At 69.4% G+C, this 5,423-nt stretch carries 4 protein-coding genes and 1 riboswitch; of the genes, 2 read left to right on the forward strand and 2 right to left on the reverse strand.

The features are described from left to right. Positions 1–40 precede the first annotated feature (40 nt). The gene (gene pcrA / locus ACFXMF_RS44720; protein ID WP_379992565.1) at positions 41–2,557 is read right to left on the reverse strand and encodes a DNA helicase PcrA; all 2,517 of its coding nucleotides are present in this window, start codon (positions 2,555–2,557) and stop codon (positions 41–43) included. 119 nt (positions 2,558–2,676) lie between these two features. Between pcrA and ACFXMF_RS44725 the strand changes: the two genes are divergently transcribed. Next, positions 2,677–3,396, forward strand: coding sequence for a PIG-L deacetylase family protein (locus ACFXMF_RS44725; RefSeq protein WP_360323891.1), 720 nt, complete (start codon positions 2,677–2,679; stop codon positions 3,394–3,396). Between the two features lie 18 nt (positions 3,397–3,414). On the opposite strand, the gene ACFXMF_RS44730 is transcribed toward ACFXMF_RS44725, so the two are convergent. After that, positions 3,415–3,771 carry a hypothetical protein gene (locus ACFXMF_RS44730; RefSeq protein ID WP_360323922.1) on the reverse strand — a complete coding sequence of 119 codons (357 nt, stop codon included), beginning with the start codon at positions 3,769–3,771 and terminating at the stop codon, positions 3,415–3,417. 337 nt (positions 3,772–4,108) lie between these two features. Beyond that, positions 4,109–4,252: riboswitch (cyclic di-AMP (ydaO/yuaA leader) on the forward strand. Positions 4,253–4,261: 9 nt separating this feature from the next. Between ACFXMF_RS44730 and ACFXMF_RS44735 the strand changes: the two genes are divergently transcribed. Next, positions 4,262–5,350, forward strand: coding sequence for an NlpC/P60 family protein (locus ACFXMF_RS44735; RefSeq protein ID WP_379992564.1), 1,089 nt, complete (start codon positions 4,262–4,264; stop codon positions 5,348–5,350). Positions 5,351–5,423: the final 73 nt, after the last annotated feature.

The following is a 5,423-nucleotide window of genomic DNA, read 5'->3' on the forward strand; positions in this document are numbered from 1 at the left end:
GGGCCGATTCATTCGGCCCGGCCCGCACGCGTATCCGACGCTAGAGCTTTTGCACCGGCGCGTAGCGCAACAGCAGGGTCTTCTCGCCGCCGGCGCCGAAGTCGATCGTGGCCTTCGCCTTGTCACCACTCTCGGCCGTGGAGACCACCGTGCCCAGACCGAACTTGTCGTGGGTGACCCGGTCGCCGGGGGACAGCGCGACGATCGGCCGTTCCTTGATCTGCGCGCCCTTGCCGAAGCCGCCGCGCGAGCCGACGGTCGACTTGGTCGCGGACAGCGCCTTGGCCGCCGACGGGGACGTGCCACGCCAGTCGACCAGCTTCTCCGGCAACTCGCCCAGGAAGCGCGACGGCGGGTTGTACGACGGCGCGCCCCACGCGCTGCGCATCTTCGCGAGCGTGACGTAGAGCCGCTCGCGGGCACGGGTGATGCCCACGTAGGCGAGCCGACGCTCCTCCTCCAGCTCCTTCGCGTCGCCCAGCGAACGCATGTGCGGGAAGACGCCGTCCTCCAGGCCGGTCAGGAACACCGTGGGGAACTCCAGGCCCTTGGCGGTGTGCAGGGTCATCAGGGTGACCACGCCGCCGTCGTCGCCGTCGGTGGGGATCTGGTCGGAGTCGGCCACCAGGGAGACCCGCTCCAGGAAGTCGGCCAGTGTGCCGCCGCCGCCCTCCTGGGCCTGGGCCTGCTCGAACTCCAGTGCGACCGCCGCGAGTTCCTGGAGGTTCTCGATCCGGGTCTCGTCCTGCGGGTCGCTGGACGCCTGCAACTCGGCCAGGTAGCCGGTCTGTTCCAGGATCGCCTCCAGCACGGTGGCCGGACCCGCGCCACCGTCCACGACCGCGGTGAGGTCGTCCAGCAACCGGACGAAGCCGTTGACCGCGTTGGCGGACCGCTTGGCCAGGCCCGGCGCGTCCTCCGCCCGGCGCAGCGCCTGGGCGAACGGGATCCGGTCGCGCGCGGCCAGCACGTCCAGGCACGCCTCGGCCCGGTCGCCGATGCCGCGCTTGGGCACGTTCAGGATCCGTCGCAGCGAGACCGTGTCGTCCGGGTTGGCCAGCAGTCGCAGATACGCGAGCACGTCGCGGACCTCGCGGCGCTCGTAGAAGCGCACGCCGCCGACGACCTTGTACGGCAGCCCGACCCGGATGAACACTTCCTCGAACACCCGGGACTGGGCGTTGGTCCGGTAGAACACCGCGACCTGGCCCGGCTTGGTCTTGCCCGCGTCGGTGAGCCGATCCACCTCGTCCGCGACGAACTGGGCCTCGTCGTGCTCGTCGTCCGCGACGTAGCCGACGATCGCGGAGCCCGCGCCGGCGTCCGTCCACAGGTTCTTCGCGCGCCGGTTGCTGTTGCGCTCGATCACCGCGTTGGCCGCGCTCAGGATGGTCTGTGTGGACCGGTAGTTCTGCTCCAGCAGGATGGTCCGGGCGTTCGGGTAGTCCGCCTCGAAGTCGAGGATGTTGCGGATGGTCGCGCCGCGGAACGCGTAGATCGACTGGTCCGCGTCACCCACCACGCACAGCTCGGCCGGTTCGAGCCCGACGAGCCCGGCCTCGGCGGGGTTGACCAATTCGCCGTCCGCGGTAAGGCGCGGGCCGCTGCCCGCGGCGCCGCCGACCAATTCGCGCACCAGCATGTACTGCGCGTGGTTGGTGTCCTGGTACTCGTCGACCAGCACGTGTCGAAAGCGCCGCCGGTAGTGCTCCGCGACGTCCGGGAACGCCTGGAGCAGGTGCACCGTGGTCATGATCAGGTCGTCGAAGTCCAGCGCGTTGGCCTGGCGCAGCCGCTCCTGGTACATCGTGTACGCCTGCGCCAGGATGCGCTCGGTCTCGTTGATCGCCTTCGCGGCGAAGTCCTCGTGATCGATCAGCTCGTTCTTGAGGTTGGACACCTGCGCGTTGAACTTGCGCGGCGGGAACTTCTTCGGGTCCAGGTCCAGGTCGCGACAGACCATCGCCATCAGCCGCTGCTGGTCGGCCGAGTCGTAGATCGAGAACGACGAACTCATGCCGAGCTTCTTGTACTGCTGCCGCAGGACGCGCACGCACGCCGAGTGGAACGTGGACACCCACATCGCCTTGGTGCGCGGTCCGACCAGTGCCTCCACCCGCTCGCGCATCTCGGCGGCGGCCTTGTTGGTGAAGGTGATCGCCAGGATCTCGCCGGGGTGCGCACCGCGCGCGGCGAGCAGGTGGGCGATGCGATGGGTCAACACGCGGGTCTTGCCGGAGCCCGCGCCGGCCACGATGAGCAGCGGGGTCCCTTCGTGGACGACCGCGGCGCGCTGTTGCGGGTTCATCCCGTCGAGCAACCGGGCCGGATCGACCACCGGGCGCGGGGCGCCGTTGCGGTAGTAGGCGTCGCGCGGCTCGGCCGGCGGCGCGTACTGCCCTTCGTAGAGGTCCTCCGGATAGTCCTCCGGCAGGCCGTATACCTGGTTGTCGTCCGGCTCGGGCGGCAGCGGGATGTCGTCCGCGGGGCTCGTGGGGGACTTCTTGGCCGCGGTCTCGAAACCGGGCAGGGGGATGTCGTCGAAGAGGCTGCTCATCGTTCCCCGAGTCTAGGTGGGTAACAAGCGAGTCGTGCTCGGCCCTTTGTACCGAGCGAGGATCGTCGCGCCGACGACGGGTTTCCCGTCGTCGGGTCGACCGGATCAAGGAGTACATCGTGCTGGACGATCGCGACGTGGAGCGGGTCCTGGTGCTGGCCGCGCACCCCGACGACATCGATTACGGGGCGGCCGGGACGGTGGCGACCTGGACCGAGGCCGGGATCGAGGTGAGCTATTGCCTGGTCACCGACGGGGACGCGGGCGGCTTCGACCCGGCGGTGCCGCGGTCCGAGATCGGCGGGATCCGGCGGGCCGAGCAGAGCGCGGCGGCGGCGCACGTGGGGGTGCGGCGGTTGTACTGGCTCGGTCATCCGGACGGGCGGCTGGCGGCGACCTTCGAGCTGCGGCGCGACATCACCCGGGTGATCCGGCAGGTGCGACCGCAGCGCATGGTGATCCCGAGCCCGGAGCGGGACTGGAACCGGCTCGCGCCCAGTCATCCGGATCATCTGGAGGCGGGCGAGGCGGCGATGCGGGCGATCTATCCGGACGCCCGGAATCCGTTCGCGCACCCCGAGCTGCTGGAGGTGGAGGGGCTGAAGGAGTGGACCGTGTCGGAGACGTGGTTGTCGCCGACGCCGGCACCGGATCACGCGGTCGAGGTGAGCGCGGTGTTCGAACGCAAGATGGCGGCGCTGTTGTCGCACGCGAGTCAGACGAGTCACCTGTCCGGGCTGCGCGAGCAGGTCGCCGGGATGCTCACCGGCAACGCCGAGCGCTTCGGGCTGGGGGCGGGGCTGATGGCCGAGGTGTTCCGGGTGGTGGACACCCGGTAGGGCGGGGCGGCCCGGGCCTCAGGTCCACATGACCGCGATGGCGATGTTCGCCACGGTCAACAGGCCGATCGCGCCGAGCACCTTCGAGGACACCCGGTCCGCGGCGCGATTGCCCCAGACCAGCAGCAGGATGGCCAGCAGGATCACCAGCTTGGTGCCGATCTTGGCGTTGTCCACGTCCTTGTCCAGACCCGCCTGGACCACGCCGACCAGCGCCAGGCCGGTGACCAGCATGGTCAGCGCGCCGTGCGTCATCGCGGGCACGATCCGCCCGTCGCCGGCGCGCAGCGCGGACATCTGGGTGAGGAAGCCGCCGAGCAGGGACGCGATGCCCACGATGTGCAGGATCAGCAGGATCTGCCGCAGAACGTCCACGTCGTACAACTCCTCGTCGACCGTCGCGCGGCATCCGGGACGCCGCTGCAGTTGCCGCCGCAGCTTAGCCGGCGGCCGGTCGATGATCATCGGCGGGTCATATGCCGGCAATATTCGCCAAATCGACTCAAGATCGACTTTCGGGAATCCGGGCGCTTTTCCCGTGATACGCGGAGAAGGAAACGGCGGGATTGGTAAAGTTTTGGCAATGCAGGGGCCAATGGTGATGGTCGTGACACGGCTGTGACTAGTGTTCTCCGACAGGCGATCGGACTCGACGTCGGCCACCCGGTCGGCACGATCGCCTCCGCCGAATTCGGGGACGTCTTTCGGTGATGTCGGGCAACCGCCGTCATCGCGATGCGAAGCCGGAACCGGGGACCCTCGCAGTCCCTGGGGTGAATCGGTGCTCCGGCACCGTAGGGCGCCTTCTTCCGCCCGAACCCGTCAGCTAACCCGGTAGGCGGCCGAGGAAGGAGACCCGCCACCAGTGGCGTCCCAACGTCGACCCGGGCAGCACCGCAAGCCCAAGCCGCGCACCGCCGTGCGTACCGCAGCGACCGTCGTCACGGCCGCGGCGACCATGACCGGCGTGATGACCTTCGCCGGCACCGCGAGCGCGGATCCCGCGCAGACGTTCCAGCAGACCAAGGATCGCGTCAACCAACTGCACAGCGACGTGGTCAAGGCCACCGACGCCGCCAACGGCGTCGAGGAGCAGATCACCAAGCAGCAGGGCACCGCGAACCAGACGCAGGCCCGGATCACCGAGGAACAGACCGCGCTGAACGCCCTGCGCGACCAGATCGGTGTCCTGGCGGCCAACCAGTACCGCACCGGCGGCCTGCCCCCGTCGCTCTCGCTCGCGCTCAGCGGCGACCCCGAGGGCTACCTGCAGAAGTCGCAGATGATGTCCCAGCTCGACGGCCAGCAGGCCGCCAAGCTGAAGCAGATCGCGGCGCAGGCCCGCGTCCTCCAGCAGGACCGCACCGAGGCGTCCGCGCAGCTCGCCGATCTGGAGAAGCTGCGCACCGAGCTGAACAAGAACAAGACCGACATCCAGGCCAAGCTGGCCGAGGCGAACCGACTTCTGAACACGCTCACCGAGCAGCAGAAGAAGGACGTCCTGGACTCGGACGAGCACGCGAACGACTCCACCTCGCGGAGCAACGACCGCAGCTCGCGGGACAAGGACAAGGAAACGCCGCCGGCGACCAACATCCCGGCCTCCGGCCGGGCCCAGGCCGCGATCAACTTCGCGTTGGCGCAGATCGGCAAGCCGTACGTCTCCGGCGCCGAGGGCCCCGGCTCGTACGACTGCTCGGGCCTGACCCAGGCGTCCTGGAAGGCCGCGAACGTCTCGCTCACCCGCACCACCTGGACCCAGATCAACGACGGTCCGCGGATCGCCAAGAGCGCCCTGCAACCGGGCGACCTGGTCTTCTTCTACTCGGACAACCGGCACGTGGGCATGTACATCGGCAACGGCCAGATCGTGCACGCCCCGCGACCGGGCAAGACCGTGACCAAGGCCCCGCTCGACTCGATGCCGTTCCTCGCGGCCATTCGACCCGGCTAGGTCCATCGGTCGCCCGTACCATCACGACGGCGCCCACCCGCCGGATGGTTCGCGGGGGGGCGGCCGCGTGTGT

The organism is Embleya sp. NPDC059213, from assembly GCF_042754445.1.
Classification (GTDB): domain Bacteria; phylum Actinomycetota; class Actinomycetes; order Streptomycetales; family Streptomycetaceae; genus Embleya.